Raw genomic sequence first — 21,711 nt, forward strand, 5'->3', positions numbered from 1 at the left:
GTTCACTAACGCGGTGGCACGGCCTCGCACCATCTCCGACGAACGCGTCCTCACCGCGGTCGCGACCGTGATCGACCGGCGCGGCCCGGAGTTCACGGTGGCGGACGTCGCCGCCGAGGCCGGGGTGTCGGTCGGTGCGGTGGCGAAGCGGTTCGGCTCGAAGAGCGGCCTGCTGCAGGCGCTGACCAGGGCCGGAACGGAGGACGTCGTCCGCAGGACGCGAGAGGCGGGCGGTGTCCGGGCGGCGCTGCTGACCTGGTTCGACCGGCTGGCCGACCCGGTCGTGGCGACGAACAACCTGGCACAGCTGGGGGTCGACCTGATCGACCCGGAGCTGCGGGCGTTGCTGGCCGGGCACTACGCGGCGATGGAGGCCGAGCTGGAGGTCCTGTGCGCGGCCGAGGGGCTGCCACCGAACGCGGCGCGCGTGCTGGCCGCGCTGGTGTACGGGATCGCCATGGACTGGTCGATCCGGCCGCGCGGAGAGCTGATGGCACGCATGGAGGAAGACGTCGACCTGGTGTTGGAAGGGATGCGCTGAATGGCGACCTGGGCGGAGTTCGCGGCCGAGGAGCCCGAGCTGGCCGCGTTCGTGGAGGGCCGGTTCGCCGCTGACCGGCACGCGTTGATCGCCACCCTGCGCAGGGACGGCGCACCGCGGCTCAGCGGTGTGGAACCGGACTTCGCGCGCGGCGAACTGTGGACGGGCATGATGCTCGACTCGCTGAAGTCGCGCGACCTGCGGCGTGACCCGCGATTTTCGCTGCACTGCACCACCACGGCCGCCTCGATGGCGGAGGCCGGTGACGCGAAGATCAGCGGCACCGCGGAGTTCTGGACGGACAAGGAGGACTACCTGAAAGACCTGTACGACCGCACCGGCTGGATGCCGGACGCCCTGGACCTGTTCCGGATGAACGTCACCGAGGTCGTGTCGATCACTGTCGAGGGCGACGAGATGGTCGTCGTGTCCTGGCACGAGGGAAGGGGAGCTCGTCGTGTCGCGAAGAAGCCCTGACCTGAGCGGGAAGGTCGCCGTCGTCACCGGCGCCACGCGCGGTGCCGGCCGGGCGATCGCGGTCGAACTGGGCGCCGCGGGGGCCACGGTGTTCGTCGCCGGCCGGACCACGCGCACGCGGCAGTCGGAGGTCGGGCGGTCGGAGACCATCGAGGACACCGCGGAACTGGTCGACGCCGCCGGGGGCAGGGGGATCGCGGTCCGGTGCGACCTGACCGACCCGTCCGACGTGGCCGCGCTGGCGGCGCGCATCGACCGGCTCGACGTGTTCGTCGACAACGCCTGGGGCGGCGAGAACCTCGTCGAGTGGGGCAAGTTCTGGGAGCACGACCTCGACCGGCAGCTGCGCATGTGGCGCAACGGCGTCGAGTCGCACCTGGTCGCGATCCACCGGCTGGTGCCGCTGGTGCTCAAGTCCGACGACGGGCTCGTCGTCGAGGTGACCGACGGCGAGGACGGCGACGCCTACTTCGTGAACCTGCCGTACGACGCGGTGAAGAGCTCGGTGCGGCGGTTCGGCGAGGTGCTGGCGAAGGACCTGGAGGACCACCCGAACGTCACGGCGCTCTCGGCCACGCCGGGGTTCCTGCGGTCCGAGCAGATGCTGGAGGGCTTCGGCGTCACCGAGGCGAACTGGCGCGACGCGGTCAAGGACGTGCCGGACTACGCGTTGTCCGAGACACCGCACTACCTCGGCCGCGGTCTCGCGCACCTCGCCGCGGACCCGGACCGGCGCCGGTTCGCCGGGCGGTGCCTGTCGTCGTGGAAGTTGATGCGCGAGTACGGGTTCACCGACCTCGACGGCTCGCAGCCCGACTGGGGCCGCTGGTACGACGAGGTGGCGAAGCCGCGGAGGGCCGGTCAGACCGTGGAGGCGGACCCGGAGGACTACCGCTAGGCGTCACCGGGGCGGACGAGACCGGTCTCGTAGGCCAGTACCACGGCCTGCACCCGGTCTCGCAGCTCCAGCTTCGCGAGGATCCGCCCGACGTGCGTCTTCACCGTCGCCTCCGACAGGAAGAGCTTGCGCGCGATCTCGGTGTTCGACAGGCCCTTGGCGATCAGCACGAGCACCTCGCGCTCGCGTTCGGTCAGCACGTCCAGCACGGTCGCGTCGCGCAGCTCACCGCCGCCGTCGCCGAGGAACCGGCCGAGCAGCCGCTTCGTCACCGACGGCGAGACCACCGCGTCACCGGAGGCCACGGCCCGCAGCGCGGAGACCAGGTCGCCGGGCGGGGTGTCCTTCAGCAGGAACCCGCTGGCGCCGTTGCGCAACGCCGACAGCGCGTACTCGTCCATGTCGAACGTCGTCATGACCAGCACCTTGGCCGTGTCGGCCTCGGTGATGCGCTTGGTCGCCTCGACCCCGTCGAGCACGGGCATGCGGACGTCCATCAGCACGACGTCGGGCCGCAGCTTGTCGGCCATCTGCACGGCGTCCAGGCCGTCGGCGGCCTCGCCGACGACGTCGATGTCCTCCTGCGCCCCCAGCACCATGCGGAAGCCCATGCGCATGAGTTCCTGGTCGTCGACCAGCAGCACCCGAATCACGTGATCACCCTATGCGGCGAGCGGGAAGACCGCGCGGACGCGCCAGCCACCACCGGGGTTGGGGCCCGCCTCGAACTCACCGCCCAGCACCGCCGCCCTTTCCCTCATGCCGATGAGACCGTTGCCGCCGGACACCTTGACCACGTCGTGCGGTGTGCCGAAGCCGTCGTCGACGACCTCGAGGTGCAGCTGCTCCGGCGTGCGGGCCAGCCGGACGGTCGCCGTCGAACCGGTGCCCGCGTGCTTGATGGTGTTGGTCAGTGCTTCCTGCACGATCCGGTAGGTGCTCAGGCCGACACCGGCGGGCAGGTCGTCGACGTCGCCGGTGATCTCCAGGCGGACCGGGACCCCGGCCGCGCGGGCGTTCTCGGCGAGCTCGACCACACCGCGCGCGTCGGGCTGCGGCTCCCACTGCGTCTCGGAGTCCTCGCTGCGCAGCACGCCCAGCAGCCGCCGCATCTCGGTCAGCGCGAGCCGGCCGGTCTCGGCGATCGTGCGCACGGCGTTCTCGGCGACCTCCGGCTGCTTGCGGATCGTGTACGCGGCGCCGTCGGCGTGGACGATCATGACGCTGACCGCGTGGGCGACCACGTCGTGCAGCTCGCGGGCGATGCGGGAGCGCTCCTCGCCGACCGCGAGCCGCGCCTGCTGGTCGCGCTCGGTCTCCAGCAGCTTGAGGCGTTGCTCCAGTTCGTTCTGGTAGGCGCGGCGGGCCCCGATGAACTCGCCCATCGCCCAGCTGAAGCCGAAGATCACGAAGATCATGAACACGAACAGGACGGCCTCTGGCTGGCCGACCTGGAAGACCGCCCAGAGCAGCGTGCCCGCGATCAGCCAGGCCAGGTAGATCAACCCGGCCTTGCGGCCCATGTACGCGACGAGCGTGTACAGCGCGATGGCCATTGCGAAGTCGGCCATCCGCACCGGCAGCCCGGTCTCCCACCCGCCGTGCGTGAACAGCTGCAGGAACCCGCCCGCGAGGATCAGGTAGCTGGAGCCGACCGGGTGGTAGCGCCGGAACGGCAGCGGGCCGAGCAGCAGCAGCGTGACGGCGAGGAACGCGGACACGGACAGGCCGCGGTCGACGCCTGCGACACCCGCTGCCAGGTCGAACAACGCCAAGATCCCGGCGATCAGGGAGTCCCCGAACGCCGGGTGTGCCTTCATCCACAGGCTGAATCGCCGCACCGGACAAGGTTAGGTGCGAGTCGAACTTCCGCGCGTCGCGCCACGGGCTGACACCGGGTACTACCTCGGAGTGAGTTCCTGTGTCGAGGGGTTGATGCACCGCAGGCGTGCTCACGACAGGACGAAGGCAGGGCACCGTGGTAGCTGCCCTGCCTTCATCTGCACTGGACGCCGTCCGCGCGCACTACTTCGCGGAGTAGGGCGACTCGATCTTCGGTGCGGGTCGCGGGTCGCTCACATGTGCGTGGCGCTCCTCGTAGATGCGGTGCTCCTCCGCCATCTGGTCGGCGAGCTGCTGCTGCACCTGGCGATCCCTGATCCTGGCCAGGATCGCCATCGTGACGCCGTGGGCCAGTGCCAGGAGCAGCAGCACGATCCCCAGCTTCACGACCACGTTCTTCACCGCGTCACCGGTCTCGATGCCAATCGTCGAGACCAACGCGAGCAGGCCGAGCACGACGAGGTGGAACAGGACGGCCGTCAGCTTCATCATGCCGCCGGCCTGGTCGTCGTCGTACGCCGCGCGCTTCAGGTATTCCTTGCCACTGCGGTAGATCAGCTGGCCGTCTACGACGACCAGGACGATCCCCAGCACTAGGAACGTCACGTAGCTGTCACCCATGCACGGTGGCTACCCGAGTACGTACGTGCACAAACCGTGGCAGGATTCGGACGTGACGGCGTTGCAGGGACGACAACTGGCCGGCCCGCTCTGCGCGGCGGTGGCCCACCTGTGCGTCGCGCTGCAACAGCAGGTCTCCCCCGCCACGGCCGCCGGTTTCCAGGAGGTCCTGCGCCGGCTGCACGCACCGTTGCAGGTCGCGGTCGCCGGCCGCATCAAGTCCGGCAAGTCGACGCTGGTCAACGCCTTGATCGGGCGCCGGGTCGCACCCACCGACGTCGGCGAGTGCACGCGGCTCGTGACCCGGTACCAGTACGGGACGGTCGACCGGATCGAGGTCGTGCTGCAGGACGGGCGGCGGCAGGTGCTGCCGTTCGACGCGGCTGGCATGATCCCCGCCTCGCTCGGCCTCGACGGCGTCTCGCACATCGAGGCCTACCTGACGAACGCGGTCCTGCGCGACTTCACCGTCATCGACACGCCCGGCCTGGGCTCCCTGGACGCGAGCTCGGTAGCGCGGACCGAGGAGCTGCTGGACCCGGTGTCGCGCAACGCGGTCGCCGGCGCCGAGGCCGTGCTGTACGTCGTGACGCAGGGGGTGCGCGCCGACGACCACCAGACGCTGGCCGCCTTCACGGCCGCCACGGCGTCGCGGGAGGCGGGGCCGGTCAACGCGGTGGCGGCGTTGAACAAGGTCGACGCGGTCGCCCCGGAGTCGGTCGCGGGGTCGGACGGCGACGTGTGGCGCGCCGCCGAGATCCTGGCGGCGAAGCAGGCCGAGCTGCTCAAGCCGCGGGTGGCCGACGTGCTGCCGGTGATCAGCCTGCTCGCCGAGTCCGCGGAGACCGGCGAGTTCACCTCCGCCGACGCCGACGCGCTGCGGCAGCTGGCCGCGCTGGACGCGGACACCCGCACGATGATGCTGATGTCCGGCGACCTCTTCACGTCGTGGGACTGCGCGGTGCCGGCGGGCGTGCGGTCGCGGTTGCTGGAGAAGCTCGACCTGTACGGCATCGGCCGCGCACTGGCCGCCTTGGACGCCGAGCCCGGTCTCACCGCCGGCGCGTTGCGGCGGGTGCTGTTCGACGCGTCGGGGTTCGCCGCCGTGCGGGCGCGGCTCGACGCGGTGTTCCGCTCCCGTGCCGACGGCATCAAGGCGGCGGCCGCGCTCGCGTCGGTGACGTCGCTGGCCGCGGCCGACCCCGGTGAACGGCAGCGCGTGCACGACGCGATCGAGGTGCTGCTGGCCCGGCCGGAGGCGCACCAGCTGCGGTTGCTGGAGGCGTTGACGCTGGTCTCGTCGGGTGCGGTGGTGCTGGCGCCGGACCTGACCGAGGAGGTGCTGCGGCTGGGCAGCACCCCCGGCGTGTCCGGCCGGCTGGGACTGCCCGGCCGTCCGGTGGCGGAGCTGCAGGCGTTCGCGCTGGAACGGGCCGGCTGGTGGCGTTCGTTCGCCTCCTTCGGCGCGACGCCGGCGCAGGCCCGGGTGGCGCACGTCGTCCACAGGGCGTATTTCCTCATTTGGCAGCAACTACGTGCTGGGGGGCACCGATGAGCGTGGGTGGAACCGATCCGGCGGACCTGGCGTCGGACGCTGGTGTGGAGACCATTGCCGACGAGCTGCTCGACCAGGCGCTGGCCGAACGCCGCGCACTGGTCCAGCTCTGCCTGTACGCGCTCGACCGCGCGAGCTCCGGCGTGGTGCAGCGCATCGAGGAAGGTCTGTCGTCCATAGGAGTGGTCGCGGTCCGCGCGGACGGCCAGCGGTTCGACCCCGCGCAGCACGAGGCGGGCGGCACGGTGCCGACGGACGACGTGTCGTTGCTCGGCCTGGTCGCCGAGACCGAGGTCCCCGGCTTCTGCGACCGCGGCCGGGTCCTGCGCGCACCGATCGTGACGGTCTACACGCCCCGATGAGCAACCTCCCGCAGACGGTCCGCGCGACCCGTGAACGCCTCACGGCGGTGGTCCGCGACCTCGACCCGGCGATGGCCGACTGGGTCTCCCGCCGCTCGGTGCCGGAGACCTCGTCCGTCGTGGTCGTCGGCGAGACCAACCGCGGCAAGTCGTCGCTGGTCAACGCACTGCTGGCCGCACCGGGCCTGTCGCCGGTCGACGCCGACGTGGCCACCTCGACCTACCTGGTCTTCCAGCACGGCCCCGACTGGGCCGCCCGCGCCTGCTACCCCGGCGTGCTGGCGCCCGTGTCGTTCCCGCTGCCCGCCTTGATCAACTGGGTGTCCGCGGCCCACGAGCTGCCGCCCGGCGAGCTGCCACCGCGCTACGTCGAGGTCGACGCGCCGATCCCGCTGCTCTCGCGGATGTCCGTTGTGGACACTCCGGGGGTCGGCGGGCTGGAGTCCGTGCACGGCGAGCTGGCCCTGGAGGCCGTCACCTCCGCCACCGCGCTGGTGTTCGTGGTCGACGCCTCCTCCCCGTTCACCCGCGGTGAGCTGGACTTCCTCAAGCGCGTCGGCGACCGGGTCGAGACCGTCGTCTTCGCCCTGACGAAGACCGACCGGTACCGCGGCTGGCGCCAGGTCCAGGACGCGAACACGGCCCTGCTGGCCGAGCACGCCCCGCGCTTCGCCGAGGCGGCGTGGTTCCCGGTCTCCTCCCGCATGTTCGAGATGGCCGCCCAGGCCCCGAACCCCGACGCCGCCGCGATGCTCCGCGAGCGTTCCGGCGTCGCCGCGCTGCAGACCTCGTTGCAGGAGCTGGTCTCCGGCCGCGCCGGGATGCTCGCCGAGGCCAACGCCCTGCGCGCACTGACGACGGTGCTCGCCGAGCTGACCATCCGCCTCGACCACGAGAAGCGCGCCCTGTCCGTCGGCGAGGACGAGGCGGAGGTGCTGCGCGCCCGCCGCGAGGAGCTCGTCACCGAGCGCCGTTCCTCCACCCGCGGCTGGCAGGTCCGCCTGCGCGGCGAGGTCCAGCGCGCCCGCGTCGAGAACTCCCACGAGATCTCCCGCCAGATGCGCGACCTGCAGACCTGGTACCGCCAGGCCATCGACACCGCCGACCGCACGGCACTGGCGGCGTTGCCCGCCCAGGTCGACACGGCACTGCAGGTCGTCTCCAGCCGCATCTCCACCGTGCTGTCGGTGCGCTTGGCCGCCATCGCCGACACCGTGCTGTCCTCGTTGTTCAGCCCCGACGAGCTGACCCTGATCCGCGGCCAGTTCGCCCGCGGCGAGCGCCCCCCGGTCGTGTTGCGCCCCAAGGAGAAACGCCCACCCACGGCAGAGGACAAACTGCTGGTGTTCATGGGCGTCTCCGGCGGCCTCGGCGCCGGCAAGCTCGCCGTCATGCCGCTGGCGGGCCTCGGCATCGCCGCGCTGAACCCGATCGTCCTGCCGGTGACCATCGCGCTGGGCCTGGGCGCCGGCTGGTGGATGGCCAGGACCCGCACCCACACCGCCGAGAAGCAACACGTCAAGCAGTGGCTCTCCGACGCCATCGCCGACGCGCGGTCGATGGTCGACCAGCTCGCCGCCGAACAGCTCATCGAGGCCGAACAGGCGTTGTCGCTGGCGCTGGACGAGGCGCTGGCCAAGCGGATCGAGGCCATCGAGGCCGAGCTGCGCGAGGTCGACAAGGCCCTCCGCATGGAGGCCGGTGAACGCGGCCGCGAGCTCCAGGCCGTGACGCGTCAGCTGGCGGAGGTGGAGTCGGGGCGGTCCAAGGCGGAGGAGCTGCTGGGCCGCATCCGCCAGGTCCGCGACCGCACCTAGGCTTCGGTGACCTGCACGACCAGCGGCCACGACTCCTCGGCGAGGTGGTGGTGGCCCGGGAAGTGGTCGACGTGCACGTGGTGGTCGAAGTCCGCCTCCTCGGCCAGATCGCGCAGCACCTCGCCCAGCACCGCCAGGTGCTCGGCCCCACCGCTGACCACGAGCTCCTGGTCCACCACGTCGACCACGACCTCGCCCCCGGTCACCCGGACCTCCAGTGCCCGCAGGCACGTCTCGTACGGGGCCGGGTCGGTCAGCTCCGTCTCCACCCGCCCGCCCGTGCAGAAGAACAGGTCGGCGGCCTGCGCGACCGACCCTCGGGAGCCCGACAGGTCGACCTCCCGCGTACGCGACGAGCAGCGCAACACGACTGCCATGACTGTTCCTCCGGTCGGCGGGTGTGGTTGGCGGTGGAACCAAACCGGCATAACGTAGGTCAGACCGGTACGCAGAAGGTGTAGGAGGTGTGTCCCGGTGTACATCGACGAGAACGGTGCGGCCGACGCCGAGCTGAAGGTGACCGTCGAGGACGAGGAGTACACCGCCGACGTCACCTTCGACCTGAACGACGACGGCGTGAACGACTCCGCCGTGGTCGAGACGGACGACGGCGGCCATCTGGCGTTCACCGACACGAACGGCGACGGTGACGCCGATCTGATGAGCACGTTCGACAAGGACGGCAATCTCCTGAGCCAAGCGCGGTTCGAGGAGAATTCCGGTGAGTGGGTTGCCGTCCACCCGGACGACCAGACGCAACAAAAGACGAATTCCGGTGCTTCGCAGACGATTGTCGTGGACACCGACGAAGGTGAGCGAAAGGTCGGTCCGGCGACCGAGGACACCGACGGCGACGGCAAGGCCGACACCGCGGTGGTCAAGGACGACGAGGGCGACACCTGGCTGTTCACCGACAAGAACGGTGACGGGCGTGCCGACGTGGCGACCGAGATCACACGGTCTGGCGAGGTCACGATGTCCGAGCAGCGCGGTGACGACTGGGTCGAGGTCGAGCACGGGCACATCGAGTCCGACGGCCGGTACGTGACGGACTCCAAGAGCGGCGTTCTGGACGACTCGGACGAGTGGTTCGAGGAAGAACGGTTCAACGGGGTCGTCCGAATCGATTCCACGACCGGGCAGTGGATCAGCCCCAACTGAAGCGCAGCTCACAGGCCCCGATGTGGTGAGAACCGCATCGGGGCCTCTTGTGTTTTTCCCCCGTCGTGGACGCCTTAACTCCGTCCGTGTGCTGAATCGATTCCAGAATCGGTTTTGTGAGGCAAGCGACAGGCTGGGGGTGCGTTACCTGCCATTCACCGGGCTAACCTCGGTCCATCCCCTTCCACGTGCGCCCGGCTCCACCGGGCGTTGTGGAGCTATTCCCGAGGACGACGAAGTCCCGCACACCGGACGATCCACGTCCTCGGGCGGCCGAGGCGTTCAGTCAGGAGACGAGACGAGATGACGGCAGTGACCATTCCCGGTCTCGACCACGCACCTACCAACCACGCGCGTCTGCTCGCATGGGTTCAGGAAGTCGCAGAGCTGACCTGCCCCGACGAGGTTGTTTGGGCTGACGGGTCCCAGGCCGAATGGGACCGCCTCACGAAGAAGCTCGTCGACGCCGGCACGTTCGTGCCGCTGAAGAAGAAGCCGAACTCGTTCTGGGCCGCCTCCGACCCCAGCGACGTGGCCCGCGTGGAGGAGCGCACGTACATCTGTTCGGTGCGCGAGGAGGACTCGGGCGCGACGAACAACTGGATGGACCCTTCCGAGATGAAGGCCATCATGACCGAGCTCTACCGGGGCTGCATGCGTGGCCGCACGATGTACGTGATCCCGTTCTGCATGGGCCCGCTCGACGCGGAGAAGCCGATGCTGGGCGTCGAGATCACGGACTCGGAGTACGTGGTCGTCTCGATGCACATCATGACCCGCATGGGCAGCAAGGCCCTCGCGGTCTTCGGTGACGACGCGGACTTCGTGCCCGCGCTGCACTCGCTGGGCGCTCCGCTGGAGCACGGCCAGGAGGACGTGCAGTGGCCGTGCAACGAGACCAAGTACATCTCGCACTTCCCGGAGACCCGCGAGATCTGGAGCTTCGGCTCCGGCTACGGCGGCAACGCCCTGCTCGGCAAGAAGTGCTACTCGCTGCGCATCGCGTCCGTGATGGCGCGCGACGAGGGCTGGCTCGCCGAGCACATGCTGATCCTCAAGCTCACCTCGCCGGAGAACAAGGCGTACTACGTCGCCGCCGCGTTCCCGTCGGCCTGCGGCAAGACGAACCTCGCCATGCTGGAGCCCACCATCCCGGGCTGGAAGGTCGAGACGCTCGGCGACGACATCGCCTGGATGCGCTTCGGTGAGGACGGCCGCCTGTACGCGGTGAACCCGGAGAACGGCTTCTTCGGCGTCGCGCCCGGCACCGACTACCACACCAACCCGAACGCGATGCGCACCATCGCCAAGGGCAACTCGCTGTTCACGAACGTCGCGCTGACCGACGACGGCGACATCTGGTGGGAGGGCATGGGCGAGCCCCCGGCCCACCTCACCTCGTGGAAGCACCAGGACTGGACGCCGGACAGCGAGGAGCTCTCCTCGCACCCGAACTCCCGCTACTGCACGCCGATCGAGCAGTGCGACATCAAGGCGCCCGAGTGGGACGACCCGAAGGGCGTGCCGATCAGCGCGATCTTCTTCGGTGGCCGTCGCGCCACGACGATCCCGCTGGTCACCGAGTCGCGCGACTGGCAGCACGGCACCTACATGGGCGCCACGCTGTCGTCGGAGACCACGGCCGCCGCGGTCGGCAAGACCGGTGTCGTGCGTCGTGACCCGATGGCGATGCTGCCGTTCATCGGCTACAACGCCGGCGACTACTTCCAGCACTGGGTCGACCTCGGCAAGCGCGCCGACGCCGACAAGCTGCCGAAGATCTTCTACGTCAACTGGTTCCGCCGCGGCGACGACAAGCGCTTCCTGTGGCCCGGGTTCGGCGAGAACTCGCGCGTGCTGAAGTGGGCCATCGAGCGCATCGAGGGCAAGGCCGCCGCCCAGGAGACGCCGATCGGCTACGTGCCGACCGCCGCTGACCTGGACCTGGAGGGCCTGGACGCGCCGATCGAGGACATCGAGGCCTCGCTCGCGTTCGACGCCGACGAGTGGCGTGCCGAGATCCCGCTGGTCGAGGAGTGGTTCGACAAGATCGGCGAGAAGGTGCCGACCACGCTCCGCGACCAGCTCGCCGCTCTGAAGCAGCGCCTCGGCTGACCTTTCACGGCACGCGGGGACCCCGCGTTCCCCCAGAGGGAACGCGGGGTCCCCGCGTGCGTTTTCAGCGGAGGCGGGGAGTGACTGGGTCGCTGAGGTGGGGTATCACTGAGGGGTGACGCAGGACGAGGACTTCCTCGGCGGACTCCACTACGACGGCACCAGCCGCGATGTCGCGGTCGGTCCCTCCACGGGCATCGTCCGCTACTACCCCGTGCCGCCCGCACCACCGGCCCGCACGCCGTGGTGGCGCTACGCCCTCGTGTTCCTCGTCGGCCTCGCACTAGGCGTTGCCGCCGGCGTGGTCCTGTGCAGCGAATTCCTCTGAGTCCGCGCAGCTCATCGTCCATTGCGGACGAAGTTGTCCACAGCTGTGGACGGCTCTGTGCACAGGTTGTGGATGGTTGTGGACAGCCCTGTGGGCACACCGGGGCGCGGTCTCTATCGGGAGAAGCGGTCCCGCTCCAGGAATGAACCCGGCCCCTCCCGGGAACGTCTTGTACATGTGATGGCGATCACCAAGATCGTCACCGGGGACGGAAAGGGAGGTGTGCCGTGGGAATCGCAGGAGTCGCGATGCTGGTGCTGTCCCTCGCCGCCGTGCTGATGGTCGTGATCGCCGGATCAGTTGGGCAGCGGGTTGTCGCGGATGCCGAGGAGAGTGCCGCTGAAGGCCCTGGTGGCCTCCGCGTAGCAGATGGCGTTGGTCCAACCCTCTGACCACGCCTGCGAACCGGGGTTCCGCCACGCCGGGAAGACGTCCGTGCGCTTGGACGAACCCAGGTAGTCGTGCACGGCCTTGGTGCACTTGTCCGTCGCGATGGCGTTCATCTGCTCCTTGGACGGAGCCGGGTCGCTCGGCTTGCCGAGGGAGACCACACCGCCGGGCACGGCCTCGGCGAGGTGCGCGCCGTTGCAGGCCGTCACCTTCACCTCCGCGTCCTTCGACGGTGAGCCGCTGGTGCAGGTCTGGAACGTCGAGAAGCCGTTCTGGCCGAGGATGTTCTTCACGGAACCCTTGCGCGCCAGCGGCTTCTCGTCGGGGCTGATCTCCACGACGGTGCACAGCCGCCAGCGCTGGCCGTCCTTCCAGCCCTGCTCGTTCGGCCAGAAGGCCCACACCCGCAGGCGCGTCGAGTCCGCGTCGCCACTGCCCAGGTACTCGGTCAGCACCGAACGGCACGGCGGCAGCGCGACCTTGCGCAGCGCCTGCGTGTCCGGGTAGCTCGCGCCGAGACCGGAGAGCTCACCGACGCTCATCACCTCGGCCTCGTGCGCCCCGGCGCAGTCGAGGACCTTGAGGTCGAAGGCGTTCATGCACTGCCCCGCCTTCGGCAGCGTCGGCGCGGACGCGCTGGCGGTGGACGGCATCGGTCCGGGGACCGCCTGCCCGCCCACGTTGATCGTGCAGGCCGAGACCGCCCACGCGCTCAAGAAGATGCCCACCGCCAGCCGCACACGAGTCACACCGCAGAGACTAGGGCCTTGACCTGATCGGCGATGGCCCGGCGCTGGTTTTCGAAGGCCGCATCGGTCAGCGCGGCCGGGTCGGCGGGCTGCCCGAGGACCGGCGTGTGCAGGTGTCCACCGAGGACTTCCGTTGCCCCGTAACCGATCCGCAGCCGGTTCGCGCGGTACATGCTCTCGTTCGACAGGTAGTCGCCGCCACCGCCGACCGCCGCGACCGCACCGGGGGTGGGCTCGTCCGTGCGGCAGTCCTGCTGCGAACCGACCGGCGTGCCGACCTTCCACTCGCAGAAGCTGCGGTTGAGCACCACGGGGTACGGACCGGTGCCCGCGTCGATCATCTTCTGGTGCGGCAACGAGGTCTCGATGAACTCGGTCGCCGGCTGCGGCCACCCGGCCGCGTCCGGAACGCTGCCGAACGTGCGCACGTCGTTGTTGTCCGGCGAGCCGCCCCGCCAGCGAGCCGCCCACCGTTCGACGTCGAACCGGTCCGGCCGGCCCTGGCTGATCGTCACGAACCCGTCCGGCCGGTTCCGCTGCTGCAACGCGGAACCGTAGAACTGCTCGACGATCCCCTCGTCGAAACCGCCCCACAGCACCGGGAGCACCGCCGCCTGCACCACGACCTTGCCGCCGGGGGTGTCGATCTCACGGCCGTCGAGCTGCAACGCCGCCGCACCGGCCGGGTTGGCGCGCCGGACGTTCGTGCCGGTGAGCTGGAACGGGTCGAAGCCGGTCACCGCGATCCGCCGCACCCCCGGCCTCACCGGGAACGCCGCGTCGCTCAGCCCGCGCGAGGCCCAGTCGAACTGCTGGATCAGCTTCGCCCGGTCGTTGACGGACAACGCGAACCGCGGCTTCCACTGCCGCAGCGCGCTGGTGAGCTGCAAGCGCGCCCAGTAGAGCGGGCGGTCGTCGTAGGCGTCGTGCGCGAGCGGTTTCGCGCTCTGCGCGCGGGCGACGGCGGCCTTCCACAGCGCGTTGCCCTCGTTCACGACGAACTGCCGCGCCTGCTTCGCGACGATCTGGCGGCACAGCTTGGCGGTGAAGTCCCCGACCCTGCCGTCGAACCCGCCGAGCGCCACCAGTGCGGGACCGACCGCGGGCCCGCCGGGCACGAGCACGTCGTCGAGCCGCTGCTCCTCGACCGTGAGCGGTGCGGTGGTGTCGTAGCAGTGCGCGTCCTGGGCCTGCGCGACCCCCGGCGCCACGACGAGCGACGCCGTCGCGATGAGTCCGACCAGACCGGCGATGGTTTTCACACCTAGATGCTTAGCGCAACGGGCCACCCGGCAAACCCGCCAGGTGGCCCGTTGTCGTCAGCCTTGCGTCTCGACAGGTGTCAGTGCGCGGCCACCGGCTTGACCCGCGGGCTGTCCTCGTCGACGTGGTAGTCCGACGGGTCGGTGTGGTCGACGCCGTTGGAGACCCCGGCCTTCCTCGCGATCAGCGTGGCGATCACCGCGACCAGCAGGTTCACCACCAGCGCCACGATGCCGACGTAGATCTGCACGGTAGAGGCGCCGAACGGGTGCCAGCCGAAGATCGACAGCTTGCCGAGCGGCAGCGCCGACCCGGCGAAGTGCGCCTTGCCGATGGCCGGGTTGCCGATGTTGTAGAGCAGCCACATGCCGTAGCCCATGCCCGCGACCCAGCCGGCGATCAGGCCGTAGACGTGGAACCAGCGGGTGTACAGCGCGATCGCGACCGCCGGCAGCGTCTGCAGGATCATCACGCCGCCGATGAGCTGCAGGTCGATCGAGAACTGCGGGTCGACGAACACGATGAACGCGACAGCGCCGAACTTCACGACCAGCGACGCGAGCTTGGCCTGCTTCGCCTCCTGCGCCGGCGTCGCGTCCTTCTTCACGTACTCCTTGTAGACGTTGCGCGTCCACAGGTTCGCCGCCGCGATCGACATGATCGCCGCGGGCACCAGCGCACCGATGCCGATGGCCGCGAACGCGATGCCCGCGAACCACGACGGGAAGTTCTGGCCGAACAGCTCGGGAACGATCGTGTTCGTGTCGGGGCGGCCGGTCGCCTGGTTGACGATCGGCTTGGTGCCCGCGCTGATCGCGACGTAGCCCAGCAGCGCCAGCAGACCCAGCACCAGCGAGTACGCCGGCAGCGCGACCATGTTGCGCTTGATGACGTTGCGGCCGCGGCTCGCGAGGATGCCGGTCAGCGAGTGCGGGTAGATGAACAGCGCCAGCGCGGAGCCCAGCGCCAGCGTCGCGTACTGCAGCTGGTTGTTGCTGTTCAACAGGATGCCGTCGGTCTTGGCCGGCGTCGCGTCGAACTTGGCCTGCGCGTCGTTGAAGATCTCGCCCCAGCCGCCGAACTTCGCGGGCAGGTAGACGATCGCCACGAGGATGACGATGTAGATCAGGATGTCCTTGACGAACGCGATCAGCGCCGGCGCCCGCAGGCCCGACTGGTAGGTGTAGAGCGCGAGGATCACGAACGCGATGAACAGCGGCAGGTGGCCGAGGATGCCGGAGCCGTTGAGGCCCATCGACCGCAGCACCGCTTCGAGACCGACCAGCTGCAGCGCGATGTACGGCATGGTCGCGACGATGCCGGTGACGGCGATGATCAGTGCCAGCCAGTGCGAGCCGTAGCGGCCCTTCACGAAGTCGGCGGGCGTGACGTAGCCGTGCACGCGGCTGACCGACCACATGCGCACCAGCGGCAGGAAGACGATCGGGTAGAGCACCACCGTGTACGGCAGGGCGTAGAAGCCGAGCGCACCGGCACCGAACATCAGCGCCGGCACAGCGACGAACGTGTACGCGGTGTAGAGGTCGCCACCGACCAGGAACCACGTGATCCAGCTGCCGAACTTCCGGCCGCCCAGACCCCACTCGTCGAGGTGGTCGAGGGTCTCGCCCTTCTGCCACCGCGCCGCCACGAAACCCATGACCGTGACGAGCAGGAAGAGGACGCTGAAGACGATCAGCTCAGTCCACTGCATCAGTTCGCTCCCTCGTCCAGGTCGTCGACACCCAGCTCGTCCGGCTTACCGGTGACGACCGGCGCGTCCTTGGTCTTCACGTAGACCAGACCGACGGCGAGCACGCCGACCGGCACGAACACGAACTGGTACCAGTAGAAGAAGGGGAGCCCGAAGAGGCGGGGCTCGTCCATGTTGAACCACGGTGTGATGAGCATCAGCAGCGGGACTATCAGCAACAGGTTCCAGTTGCTCCAGCGCAAGCCGGTCCTGGGTTCCGACGGCATGGGGCCCTCCGTGTACGCGGTGTTGCGCGGATGTTAGGCCTGACGACACGGCTCGTCAGCACGCTGATCGGAATCGTTGCACTCCGCTTAACACTTTCTTTGGGCGGTCAGCTCCGCGCTTCCCCGAGCTGCTCGACGAGGTCGGCCTCCGCGAGGTCGAAGTACTCCCGCAGCTTGCCGGTCGCGCGGTCCACGTCACCCGCGTTGAGCAGCTCGACGATCTCCCGGTTCAGCGGCAGGTACGCCAGGTGCAGCCGCTTCGGATCGCTGACCACCCGGAACGCCAGCATGAGCTCCGCGAACAGCCGGTCGGACTCCTCGCTCAGCCGGCTGCTGCCCGCCAGCCCCACGATCCCGCGGTGGAACCGCACGTTGGCCGTCCCGACCCGCCCCCAGTCCTTCCTGGACCCGTGCGAGAGCGCTTCCTCGACCGGCATCCGCACCGCGTTGCGCCGCGCCTCGTCGACGTCGGCCCACTTCTGCAGCGCACCGCACTCGATCACCCGCCGCGCCGCGTAGAGGTCGCGCACGTCCTCGGCCGTCGGCGTCCGCACGAACACCCCGCGGCTGTGCTCGTGCACGAGGATCCGATCCCGCGTGAGCAGCCGGAACGCCTCCCGCAGCGTGTTGCGGCTGACCCCGAGCGCCCCGCCGATCGCCTCCTCGCTGAGCCGCAGGCCCGGTGCCAGCTCCCCGTCGAGCACGCGCTCGCGCAGCATGTCGGCGACCTTCTGCGCGGTGCTGGCCCGCTCCAGGCCGCCCTTGCCCTGCGCCAGCGTCGACACCCACGTCTCGGTCACCGCGCCAGTCTATTTGCGGGATCGTTCGATTGCAGTATCGTTCAACAATTCTACAATCGCGCGCCGGTGCCCACGCATCGCCGCACCGGATCGCGCCTGCCCCGCCTCACCGTGCCTGGACCAGCGCCGCCGCCCCGACCAACCCCGCTTCCCCACCGAGCTCCGCCGCCCGCACCTCAAGACCCGCCAGGTACGACAAACCGGCGTGCGACTTCAACGCCCGCCGCACCGGCTCGAACAGCAGCTCACCGGCCTGCGCCACCCCGCCGCCGATCACCGCCACGTCCAGGTCGCACACCGCAGCCGCCCCCGCGATGGCCATCCCGACGGCTTGGCCAGCGCGGTCGAAGGCGGCCAGCGGGATCTCCTCACCGGCGAGCGCTGCGGCGGCGAGCAGGGCGGCGTCGGCGTCGTCCGGGGCCTGCCAGCCCGCGTGGCGCGCCCAGGCGACCATGCGGGGGCCTGCGGCCACGGTTTCCACGCAGCCGCGGCCACCGCACGTGCACGGCGTGCCGTCCGGGTCCACGACGACGTGGCCGATGTGGCCGGCGTTTCCGGTGCGACCGCCGAACGGACGGCCGTCGAGGACCAGGCCGCCGCCGACGCCGGTCGAGACGACCAGGCCGACCAGGTAGCGGCTGCCCTGGCCGGCGCCGCGCCAGTGCTCACCGAGGGCCATGCAGACGCCGTCGCCGGCCAGTTCCACCGGCACGCCGGGGAGCAGGGACGCCACCGAGTCGCGCAGCGGGAAGTTCCGCCAGGACGGCACGTTGATCGGCGACACGGTGCCGTCCACCGTGTTGACCGGGCCGGCCGAGGCGATGCCCACACCGGCCACCGCCACGTCGGCGACCACCGACGTGACCAGCGACGACACCGCGGGCCACGGGTCCGCAGCGGGAGTGGGGACGCGGGTGGTCCGCACCACCGCGCCGGAGGGGTCGACGAGGGCGGCGGCGATCTTGGTGCCGCCGAAGTCCAGTGCCAGCACCAGATCAGTCACGGTCGCCGATCCTAATCCGCGCACCCCGGCAGCGGCTCCACACCGATCACAGTGGACGGTGTGGCGGCGGGGTCAGCGCTTCAGCATCCGGGTGAGACCGGCGGCCACGGTCGTCGCCAGCACCCAGCCGGACACGATCAGGCCGGACGCGATCCACATCGACGTGCCGGGCGTCTGCCAGCGGTTCTTGTTGCCGAAGTCCACGATGGGCACGACCAGGTCGATCGTGTAGAGCCACGCGTTCCACGGCAGGTGGTCGTCCTCGTTGATCGGCACCAGCGGGCCCTTGTGCTGGAACCAGATGCTCCCGATCAGCCACACGGTGATCAGCCACCCCAACGCGCGCGCCGGGCGGTAGCCGTAGCCGACCATCGAGCGCTGCAGGAAGCTCCACAGCAGCACCAGCGGCCCGAAGAACCGCATGCCCTCGGCGACCGCGCGGTACCGCAGGCGCTGCTTCTCGATCAGCACGGTGGAGGCGTGCTCCTCGTTGCCGGCCGCGGTCAGCATCTCCGCGAACTGGTCGTACGGGCGCGGGTGGTAGCTGCGCCGCATCGCGTGCCGCAGCCAGCGCAGCCGCTGCTCGACCTGGGCGTCGTCGCGCAGGTCGATCGGGTGGGCCAGCGAGTCGTAGCGGAAGTCGTCGAGGTCGATGAAACCGGTGGCGTTCCAGAAGTTCTCGTTGTCGTCCAACGAGTTGCAGCGCGCCTGCCGCAGCGTCACGAGACCCTTCGGCGGTGACACCACGTTCAGCATCAGCTCCTGGACCTGCATGCCCATGCCGTTCAACGCGTGGCTGTCGAGCTTGTAGCCGAGCACGCCGCCGTTGAAGTTCGCCATGCGGCCGATCACCGCGCGCCGGCACCGCACCCCGCCGTGCGCCACGAACTCCTTCTCGCCGCGCGCGCAGATGAGGTCGCGGCCGATGGTGGCACCGCCGATGTCCAGCGACGGCTTCTCCCGCGGCTGGTGGCGGTACTTGCCCGGCTTGGTCAACCGGCTGCCGCGCAGGTCGAGGTTCGCGCCCACGGTCACGGCGCGCAGCTCCAGCCCGCCGGAGACGTTCGACTCGCGCACCACGAAGTTGCTGCCCACCCGCGTCCGGTTCGCCAGCACGGCGTCCGCGAACGGGTTGTCCACAACGGCGCGTTCCACGGTGATGCTGCCGCGCACGTGCGTGTCGACCATCCGCAGCTGGCCCTGGATGTGCACGCCGCGGCCCACGACGTCACCGCCGATCTCCGCGCCGTCGACGTGCAACGCGCGCCCGGCGCCGGTCGGCTCGGTGCCGACGGCGGGGGGCGACACGGCGTCCAGCACGGCGTCGGCGAACGACAGCGTGCCGCCGATCTTCGCGTTCACCGCGCGGATCGTGCCCGCGCTGGTGAAACCGCGGTCGAGCTCGACGTCACCGGACACGTCCACGCGGTCGAGGACCAGCGTCGCCGACGGGTCCGCGTGCGGGTCGGTGGTCTCGTCGAACTCCGCGCCGCGCGACAGCACCGCGCCGCGCAACGACAACGCCGAGCTGATCCGGGCGTTCGCGAGGAACACCACGCCGTGCGAGGTGAACGTGCCGAGGAAGTTGCCGCCGACCTGCACCCCGTTGCCGTTCAACGTGAACCCGTCGGCGTTGCTCAGCACCGCGCTGACGAGGTTGACGTTGCCGCCGATCCGCGCACCGGCGATCCGGATCTCGCCCTCGGTGCGGATGCCGAAGCCGAGCAACGCGCCGGCGAGCGTCACCCGGTCGGCGTGCACGCACAGCCCGCCGGGAACGCTGAACTCGCTGTCGCGCAACAGGACCGAGCCCGCGATGTCGGCGTCGGTCAGGTCGACGAGCCCGCCGACGCGACAGCCGAGCAGCGAGACGTCGTTGCTGCTGTGCAGGTTGCGCGCCTGCAGACCGGGCAGGTCGCAGTCGGTGAAGGAGATGCCGGCGAGGTTCGCCTGCCGCAGGTCCGGTGTCGCCTCGAACCGGCAGCGCTCGAACTCCAGCACGTACGGCACCTCGACCGCGCGCAGGTCGAGCACGCCGGTGACGACGTGGTCCACCACGCGGATGACGGGTGGGGTGCTCGGCTTGCGCCGCGGCAACCGCCACCCGCCACCGCCGGTGCTGTTCTCGTTCTCCCCCAGGCCGCGCAGTACGTCAGCCGCAGGGAGCCTCTTCTGCGTGGCCACCGCACCAGTGTGACCGGCCGCGCCGCGTTTCGAGGTCGATCACGGGGAACCGGCGCGGCTACGCGGACGGCCCCTGGTGCGTCGGGTCGAGCACGCGCGACAGGAACGACTTGGTGCGCTCCTCCTGCGGGTTGCCGATCACCTCGGCCGCCGGGCCCGCCTCGACGATGTAGCCGCCGTCCATGAAGATCACCTTGTCGGCGACCTCGCGGGCGAACTGCATCTCGTGCGTGACGACCAGCATGGTCATGCCCTCGTCGGCGAGCTGCCGCATGACGCCGAGCACGTCACCGACGAGCTCGGGGTCGAGCGCGGAGGTCGGCTCGTCGAACAGCATCACCTCGGGGTCCATCGACAGCGCGCGGGCGATCGCCACGCGCTGCTGCTGCCCGCCGGACAGCTCCGCGGGCATGGAGTTGGCCTTCTCCTTGAGCCCCACGCGTTCGAGGTTGCGCAACGCGATCTCGTTCGCCGCCTGCTCGCTGCGCTTGAGCACCTTGCGCTGCGCCACGGTCAGGTTGTTCATGACGTTGAGGTGCGCGAACAGGTTGAAGCCCTGGAAGACCATGCCGATCTTCGTGCGCGCGAGGTCGATGTCGACGTCCGGGTCGGTGAGCTCGACGCCGTTGACGACGATCCGGCCTCCCTGGGGCTCCTCCAGCAGGTTGATGCAGCGCAGCAACGTGGACTTGCCGGAACCGGACGGACCGATGATGCAGACCACGTCACCGCGGTTGACCTGGAGGTCGATGTTCTTCAGGACCTCGAGCGGGCCGAACGACTTCTTCAGCCCGCTGATCTCGACACTGACGTCGCTCATACGACGGCCACCTTCTTCCCGCCGGAGCGCCGTTCCAGGTACCGCGACAGGTAGCCCAGCGGCAGCGTGATCACCAGGTAGGACAGGCCGACCACGAGGATCGGCGTCAGCGTGGGGCTGCGGCTGAGGAACTCGCGGCCGAACTTGAGCAGCTCGTAGTCGTCGCGCGCCAGGCCGATGACGTAGACCAGCGACGAGTCCTTGGTGAGCAGGATCAGCTCGTTGGTCAGCGGCGGCAGGATGATCCGGAACGCCTGCGGGATCACGATCGTGATCATCGCGCGGCCCCGCGACATGCCGAGCGAGCGCGCGGCCTCGACCTGGCCCTTCGGCACCGCCTGGATGCCGGCGCGGACCGTCTCCGCGATGTAGGCACCGCCGACGAGGCCGAGCGCCATCATCACGATCGAGTAGATGTCGAACTTCAGCTGGAACGCCAGCGGCACCGCGACGGTGAACGCGAGGAACACCAGCAGGGCGGGGACACCGCGGAAGAACTCGATGTAGACGGTGGCGATCCACCGGTACGGTGCCACCGACGAGAGCTTCATCAGTGCCAGCAGCAGGCCGAGCACCAACGCGAGCCCGAACCCGAACAGCGTGTAGATGACGGTGTTCTTGAACGCGACCGTGATGAGCTCGGGGAACATCGCCCCCGCGGTATCCACGTCGAAGAACGTGTGCGCGATCTCCGACCAGTTCGCGGTGAACGCCACCACCAGTGCGACCAGCACCAGCAGGCCGTACTGCGCGTACCTGAAGTATGTGGCGCGCTTTCGCTTGGACAGCGCCATGTGAGGCTCCT

General features: G+C 69.8%; 22 protein-coding genes. 9 read left to right on the forward strand and 13 right to left on the reverse strand.

Annotated features, from left to right (window positions below; genetic code table 11):
- Positions 1-13: 13 nt before the first annotated feature.
- Genes AB0A63_RS21400 through AB0A63_RS21410 form a run of 3 tightly spaced genes read left to right on the forward strand, consistent with a single transcriptional unit; the run spans position 14 to position 1,916 of the window.
- Positions 14-541, forward strand: coding sequence for a helix-turn-helix domain-containing protein (locus AB0A63_RS21400; protein WP_360393973.1), 528 nt, complete (start codon positions 14-16; stop codon positions 539-541).
- The gene (locus AB0A63_RS21405; RefSeq protein ID WP_360393975.1) at positions 542-1,018 is read left to right on the forward strand and encodes a pyridoxamine 5'-phosphate oxidase family protein; all 477 of its coding nucleotides are present in this window, start codon (positions 542-544) and stop codon (positions 1,016-1,018) included.
- On the forward strand, positions 999-1,916 hold the full coding sequence (locus AB0A63_RS21410) for an SDR family oxidoreductase (RefSeq protein ID WP_360393978.1): 918 nt from the start codon (positions 999-1,001) through the stop codon (positions 1,914-1,916). The genes AB0A63_RS21405 and AB0A63_RS21410 overlap by 20 nt, the downstream gene beginning before the upstream one ends.
- On the opposite strand, the gene AB0A63_RS21415 is transcribed toward AB0A63_RS21410, so the two are convergent.
- The 3 genes from AB0A63_RS21415 to AB0A63_RS21425 all read right to left on the reverse strand — a co-directional run bounded on the left by AB0A63_RS21415 (position 1,913) and on the right by AB0A63_RS21425 (position 4,379).
- Positions 1,913-2,569 (reverse strand): response regulator transcription factor, encoded by a 657-nt coding sequence (locus AB0A63_RS21415; protein ID WP_360393981.1) that lies wholly within the window; start codon positions 2,567-2,569, stop codon positions 1,913-1,915. The genes AB0A63_RS21410 and AB0A63_RS21415 overlap by 4 nt on opposite strands.
- 9 nt (positions 2,570-2,578) lie before the next feature.
- Positions 2,579-3,757: a sensor histidine kinase gene (locus tag AB0A63_RS21420; protein WP_360393984.1), complete on the reverse strand. Its 1,179-nt coding sequence runs from the start codon at positions 3,755-3,757 to the stop codon at positions 2,579-2,581.
- A gap of 184 nt (positions 3,758-3,941) precedes the next feature.
- Entirely contained in the window at positions 3,942-4,379 is a 438-nt protein-coding gene (locus tag AB0A63_RS21425; RefSeq protein ID WP_360393986.1) for a hypothetical protein, read from the reverse strand.
- A 52-nt stretch (positions 4,380-4,431) separates the two neighbouring features.
- Between AB0A63_RS21425 and AB0A63_RS21430 the strand changes: the two genes are divergently transcribed.
- The 3 genes from AB0A63_RS21430 to AB0A63_RS21440 are packed head-to-tail and all read left to right on the forward strand — an operon-like array spanning position 4,432 to position 8,113.
- Positions 4,432-5,934 (forward strand): dynamin family protein, encoded by a 1,503-nt coding sequence (locus AB0A63_RS21430; RefSeq protein WP_360393989.1) that lies wholly within the window; start codon positions 4,432-4,434, stop codon positions 5,932-5,934.
- Positions 5,931-6,296, forward strand: coding sequence for a nucleotide exchange factor GrpE (gene grpE, locus AB0A63_RS21435; RefSeq protein ID WP_360393992.1), 366 nt, complete (start codon positions 5,931-5,933; stop codon positions 6,294-6,296). Before AB0A63_RS21430 ends, grpE begins: the two co-directional genes overlap by 4 nt.
- Complete coding sequence (locus AB0A63_RS21440; protein ID WP_360393995.1) at positions 6,293-8,113, forward strand: dynamin family protein; 1,821 nt, start codon at positions 6,293-6,295, stop codon at positions 8,111-8,113. Before grpE ends, AB0A63_RS21440 begins: the two co-directional genes overlap by 4 nt.
- On the opposite strand, the gene AB0A63_RS21445 is transcribed toward AB0A63_RS21440, so the two are convergent.
- Positions 8,110-8,490: a hypothetical protein gene (locus AB0A63_RS21445; protein ID WP_360393998.1), complete on the reverse strand. Its 381-nt coding sequence runs from the start codon at positions 8,488-8,490 to the stop codon at positions 8,110-8,112. The two genes, AB0A63_RS21440 and AB0A63_RS21445, sit on opposite strands and share 4 nt — an antisense overlap.
- Before the next feature lie 97 nt (positions 8,491-8,587).
- On the opposite strand from AB0A63_RS21445, the gene AB0A63_RS21450 reads away from it, so the two are divergent.
- The 3 genes from AB0A63_RS21450 to AB0A63_RS21460 all read left to right on the forward strand — a co-directional run bounded on the left by AB0A63_RS21450 (position 8,588) and on the right by AB0A63_RS21460 (position 11,717).
- Positions 8,588-9,274: a hypothetical protein gene (locus tag AB0A63_RS21450; protein ID WP_360394001.1), complete on the forward strand. Its 687-nt coding sequence runs from the start codon at positions 8,588-8,590 to the stop codon at positions 9,272-9,274.
- 303 nt (positions 9,275-9,577) lie between these two features.
- Entirely contained in the window at positions 9,578-11,389 is a 1,812-nt protein-coding gene (locus tag AB0A63_RS21455) for a phosphoenolpyruvate carboxykinase (GTP) (RefSeq protein ID WP_360394004.1), read from the forward strand.
- 115 nt (positions 11,390-11,504) lie between these two features.
- Positions 11,505-11,717: a hypothetical protein gene (locus AB0A63_RS21460; RefSeq protein ID WP_360394007.1), complete on the forward strand. Its 213-nt coding sequence runs from the start codon at positions 11,505-11,507 to the stop codon at positions 11,715-11,717.
- Positions 11,718-12,013: 296 nt separating this feature from the next.
- On the opposite strand, the gene AB0A63_RS21465 is transcribed toward AB0A63_RS21460, so the two are convergent.
- The 9 genes from AB0A63_RS21465 to AB0A63_RS21505 all read right to left on the reverse strand — a co-directional run bounded on the left by AB0A63_RS21465 (position 12,014) and on the right by AB0A63_RS21505 (position 21,700).
- Entirely contained in the window at positions 12,014-12,856 is an 843-nt protein-coding gene (locus tag AB0A63_RS21465) for a septum formation family protein (protein WP_360394010.1), read from the reverse strand.
- Entirely contained in the window at positions 12,853-14,118 is a 1,266-nt protein-coding gene (locus tag AB0A63_RS21470) for a hypothetical protein (RefSeq protein WP_360394013.1), read from the reverse strand. Before AB0A63_RS21470 ends, AB0A63_RS21465 begins: the two co-directional genes overlap by 4 nt.
- An 80-nt stretch (positions 14,119-14,198) precedes the next feature.
- A complete protein-coding gene (gene mctP, locus AB0A63_RS21475) occupies positions 14,199-15,833 on the reverse strand; it encodes a monocarboxylate uptake permease MctP (RefSeq protein ID WP_360394016.1) in 1,635 nt (544 codons plus the stop codon).
- Positions 15,833-16,099: a DUF3311 domain-containing protein gene (locus AB0A63_RS21480; RefSeq protein ID WP_360394018.1), complete on the reverse strand. Its 267-nt coding sequence runs from the start codon at positions 16,097-16,099 to the stop codon at positions 15,833-15,835. The genes mctP and AB0A63_RS21480 overlap by 1 nt, the downstream gene beginning before the upstream one ends.
- 107 nt (positions 16,100-16,206) lie before the next feature.
- Entirely contained in the window at positions 16,207-16,899 is a 693-nt protein-coding gene (locus tag AB0A63_RS21485) for a GntR family transcriptional regulator (RefSeq protein WP_360394020.1), read from the reverse strand.
- 106 nt (positions 16,900-17,005) lie between these two features.
- Positions 17,006-17,902, reverse strand: a complete 897-nt coding sequence (locus AB0A63_RS21490; protein ID WP_360394023.1) for an ROK family protein — start codon at positions 17,900-17,902, stop codon at positions 17,006-17,008.
- A gap of 72 nt (positions 17,903-17,974) precedes the next feature.
- The gene (locus AB0A63_RS21495) at positions 17,975-20,086 is read right to left on the reverse strand and encodes a hypothetical protein (RefSeq protein ID WP_360394025.1); all 2,112 of its coding nucleotides are present in this window, start codon (positions 20,084-20,086) and stop codon (positions 17,975-17,977) included.
- 58 nt (positions 20,087-20,144) lie between these two features.
- Positions 20,145-20,906, reverse strand: coding sequence for an amino acid ABC transporter ATP-binding protein (locus AB0A63_RS21500; RefSeq protein WP_360394028.1), 762 nt, complete (start codon positions 20,904-20,906; stop codon positions 20,145-20,147).
- Positions 20,903-21,700 (reverse strand): amino acid ABC transporter permease, encoded by a 798-nt coding sequence (locus tag AB0A63_RS21505; protein WP_360394031.1) that lies wholly within the window; start codon positions 21,698-21,700, stop codon positions 20,903-20,905. The genes AB0A63_RS21500 and AB0A63_RS21505 overlap by 4 nt, the downstream gene beginning before the upstream one ends.
- Between the last annotated feature and the right edge of the window lie 11 nt (positions 21,701-21,711).

Source organism: Lentzea sp. NPDC042327, assembly GCF_040647275.1.
Lineage (GTDB): Bacteria > Actinomycetota > Actinomycetes > Mycobacteriales > Pseudonocardiaceae > Lentzea.

Excerpts from the sequence above, each read along its gene's own strand:
- grpE (WP_360393992.1), top strand. The coding sequence starts at position 5,931 with ATGAGCGTGGGTGGAACCGATCCGGCGGACCTGGCGTCGGACGCTGGT.
- AB0A63_RS21425 (WP_360393986.1), bottom strand. The coding sequence starts at position 4,379 with ATGGGTGACAGCTACGTGACGTTCCTAGTGCTGGGGATCGTCCTGGTC.
- mctP (WP_360394016.1), bottom strand. The coding sequence starts at position 15,833 with ATGCAGTGGACTGAGCTGATCGTCTTCAGCGTCCTCTTCCTGCTCGTC.
- AB0A63_RS21505 (WP_360394031.1), bottom strand. The coding sequence starts at position 21,700 with ATGGCGCTGTCCAAGCGAAAGCGCGCCACATACTTCAGGTACGCGCAG.
- AB0A63_RS21480 (WP_360394018.1), bottom strand. The coding sequence starts at position 16,099 with ATGCCGTCGGAACCCAGGACCGGCTTGCGCTGGAGCAACTGGAACCTG.
- AB0A63_RS21500 (WP_360394028.1), bottom strand. The coding sequence starts at position 20,906 with ATGAGCGACGTCAGTGTCGAGATCAGCGGGCTGAAGAAGTCGTTCGGC.
- AB0A63_RS21440 (WP_360393995.1), top strand. The coding sequence starts at position 6,293 with ATGAGCAACCTCCCGCAGACGGTCCGCGCGACCCGTGAACGCCTCACG.
- AB0A63_RS21405 (WP_360393975.1), top strand. The coding sequence starts at position 542 with ATGGCGACCTGGGCGGAGTTCGCGGCCGAGGAGCCCGAGCTGGCCGCG.
- AB0A63_RS21455 (WP_360394004.1), top strand. The coding sequence starts at position 9,578 with ATGACGGCAGTGACCATTCCCGGTCTCGACCACGCACCTACCAACCAC.
- AB0A63_RS21445 (WP_360393998.1), bottom strand. The coding sequence starts at position 8,490 with ATGGCAGTCGTGTTGCGCTGCTCGTCGCGTACGCGGGAGGTCGACCTG.